This window comes from Nocardia sp. NPDC060220 (genome assembly GCF_042727815.1).
Lineage (GTDB): Bacteria > Actinomycetota > Actinomycetes > Mycobacteriales > Mycobacteriaceae > Nocardia.
The window spans coordinates 1-2,809 of record NZ_JBHWZY010000872.1; the positions used below are offsets into that span (position 1 = coordinate 1).

Annotated in this window: 3 protein-coding genes and 1 pseudogene; all 4 read right to left on the bottom strand. The window is 66.6% G+C overall.

Annotated features, from left to right (window positions below; all coding sequences use genetic code 11):
• The coding region (locus ACFWF3_RS31030) for an acyl-CoA dehydrogenase family protein (protein ID WP_379317274.1) at nt 1-563 on the bottom strand (563 nt) is incomplete at its 3' end.
• Between the two features lie 124 nt (nt 564-687).
• On the bottom strand, nt 688-1,008 hold the full coding sequence (locus ACFWF3_RS31035) for an FAD-dependent oxidoreductase (RefSeq protein ID WP_379317278.1): 321 nt from the start codon (nt 1,006-1,008) through the stop codon (nt 688-690).
• Nucleotides 903-2,093, bottom strand: a pseudogene (locus ACFWF3_RS31040) (FAD-dependent oxidoreductase); the annotation flags it as partial. The gene ACFWF3_RS31035 and the pseudogene ACFWF3_RS31040, both read right to left, overlap by 106 nt.
• A 219-nt stretch (nt 2,094-2,312) precedes the next feature.
• Nucleotides 2,313-2,809, bottom strand: a 497-nt coding sequence (locus tag ACFWF3_RS31045) for a hypothetical protein (RefSeq protein ID WP_379317276.1), incomplete at its 5' end; no start/stop codon positions are given.

The window sequence follows — 2,809 nt, forward strand, 5'->3', positions numbered from 1 at the left end:
GTGATGCCCTCCTGCTTCTTCCCCTCGCGCGATGTGCGCACGAGGCAGAAGATCCAATTCGCCTCGGTCGCGTGGGTGGTCCAGATCTTGCTTCCGGTGCACACGAAATCCTCGCCGTCGTCGACGGCGGCCATCGTCAGCGATGCCAGATCGGAACCGGATTCCGGCTCCGAATACCCCTGACAGAAGAACACCTCACCGGTGAGAATCCGTGGCAGGTAGTACGCCTTCTGCTCGGTCGTGCCGAAGGCGACGATCGCGGGCGCGACCATTCTGATGCCCATCGGCGACAGCGCGGGCGCACCGGCCTGCATCAGTTCCCGGCCGAAGATGTAGTGCTGGGTGAGGCTCCAGTCGCAGCCGCCGTATTCGACCGGCCATGCCGGTGCCGCCCAGCCGCGATCGTGAAGAATGTGCTGCCACTTCATGCTGGCTTCGTGATCCGGATAGACGCTGGTCGCCAAGTGTCCGGCACGGCGTAGATCGGGTGTCAGCTTCTCGTCGAGAAAGGTGCGAACCTCGTCTTGAAAGGAGAGATCAGCCGCTGACCATTGGTAATCCATCAACCCTCCCGGAGGGATGTGCTCCATTGCGCCCATGCAGACCTGCGGTCGCGTGAGACACAATGTACTTCTGTCTCAGTCCGGAATCAAGGGATGTTGAGGCGTCAGCGCCTAGAATGACAAGTCACTTAATTCTGCTGTCGCCGGTGCGGGGGACGAGATATTCGTGGACTGCGCCGACGGCGCGGACCGCGCTCTCGACAGCGGCCTCCATCGTCGAGGGCATGCCGGTCTCGGTCCAGTCGCCCGCGAGGAACAGGCCCTCGATCGGCGTGCGCTGCGGCGCAGCGCGTCGAAACCGGGCTGCGCCGAGAAGGTCGCCTGCGGCTGATGGATGACGTGCGTGCGCAGCACCTGCGCCTCGGCGAACTCGGGGTAGTGCTCGGCCAGCGATCGCAGTGCCGCCGCGGTGAATTCGGCGTTGGGCAGATGGACGACATCCCACGAGGCGCTCACGGCCAGTGAGTAACAGTGCCCTGCCTCGGTCTCGACGCCGTGCATCCCCGTGGTGTCGAAAACCCACTCGATGGTGGTGTCGCGCAGATTCTCCGCGAGCCTGCGCATCCTGAGCGGACGATCCAGCCACACATACACGCTCGAGATCGGGGCGGGCTCGATCTTGCGTACGGGAGTGAAGTGGTCGTACTGCCCGAGCCGGCCGCGATCGAGCAGGGTTGTCAGCGACCACGGCGGCAAGGTGAGGACTGCCGCGTCCACCTCGATGACCCGCCCGTCGGAGAGCTGCACACCGGCGAGCCCGTCGTCGACGATCTCGAGATCGGTGACTCCGGCACCGACGACGATCTCCGCGCCGTGTGCCCTCAGATAGCGCTCGGCGGGTGCGACGAACAACTCGTGCAGACTCACCCGCGGCCAGACCGCGTCACCGGCCCTGCTGTTCCCTGACAGCGCGCGCTTGCCGATCCAGTGCAGGGTCTGGACGAACAGGGAGGCCGACACCCGCTCGGTCTTCTCGTTGAGCAGACCGATGACGAACTGATCGAGCACCAACGCGCGCAACGATTGCGGCGCACCGATCTGCCTGAACCAGCGATCGACGGTCAGGTCGTCGAGCTCCGGTGCCGGGCGCAGCGCGGCGCGGGCGATCCGCGCCCAGGTGCGCAGGGCAGCGGGCCGTTCGCGCAGCGGGATCGGTGGCCACACCATCCAGGACAGCCCGACGGCGCGGCGCAGCGTGCCCGGCGGCCAGGCGGGCGCGCGCAGGGTCAGCAGCCGGTCGGGCCCGGTCCTGATCGCGAACGGCGGGGCGTCCCAGAAGAGTTGCTCGCGCGTGCCGATGGTATCGACGTAGCGCAGCAGTGCGTCATAGCAACCGGCGAACAGGTGCTGACCGTTGTCGACCCTGCCTTCGATACCGGGCACCTCGAACGAGATCGTGCGACCGCCGAGGCGTCCTCGCTTCTCGACGAGGGTGACGCGGTGGCCTGTCTCCGCGAGCCAGACCGCCGTGGCCAATCCGGCCAGGCCCGCCCCCGCGACCAGGACGTGCGGGGATTCTTGCTGCCCCATCGGTACCTCCGGGCAATCGATGAATGTGAGAATGAATGAGAGAATTTGTCAGTCATACTCGCACAACGTCGATGTGTTCGTACAGAATGGAAACCGCTCGTGCGGAACGGAACTCGCTGCCCGGCCGATCGCGGCTGAGGCGCGAAGCGCTCGCGTCCGAAAGGGGTCAGCACGTGCGCGGCGGTAGGAGTGCGCCGCGCGGTTGATCGGGGCGTCGGGCTAGCTCCGGCGCCTCAGTAGGCTTTCGGGTCCCAGGATCTGCTCGACGACGGCGAGGAAGATCTCGGTCGATTCGTCGACGAGCTCGTCTCTGGTCAGATCGAGTGCTCCGTTGAGCCAGCCGTACACGGTCTCGTACAGCCCGCCGACGAGGTGCATGGCGGCGAGCTCGCCGTATGCGCCCGCGGCGCCGGTGCTTTCGGGGCTGAGTTGCTTGTTCACCGTCGCCAGCACCAGCGCGGCGAAGCCGCGGATCGTCGCCGTGCGGCGTGCGTTGAGGGCGGGGTTGAGCTGGGCTTCGGTGAAGGCGATGCGGATCAGTCGCGGGTCGTCGGCGACCGCCTGCAGGCCCGCGGCGATGGCCGCGTGCACCTTGTCGCGCAGGGGGTCGGGGGCGGCGCGCACACGGACGGCGATGAGCTCGGTCAGCTCACCGATGACCTGGTCGTAGACCTCGGTGACGACGGCGTCCAGGTTGGTGAAGCTCTCGTAGAAGT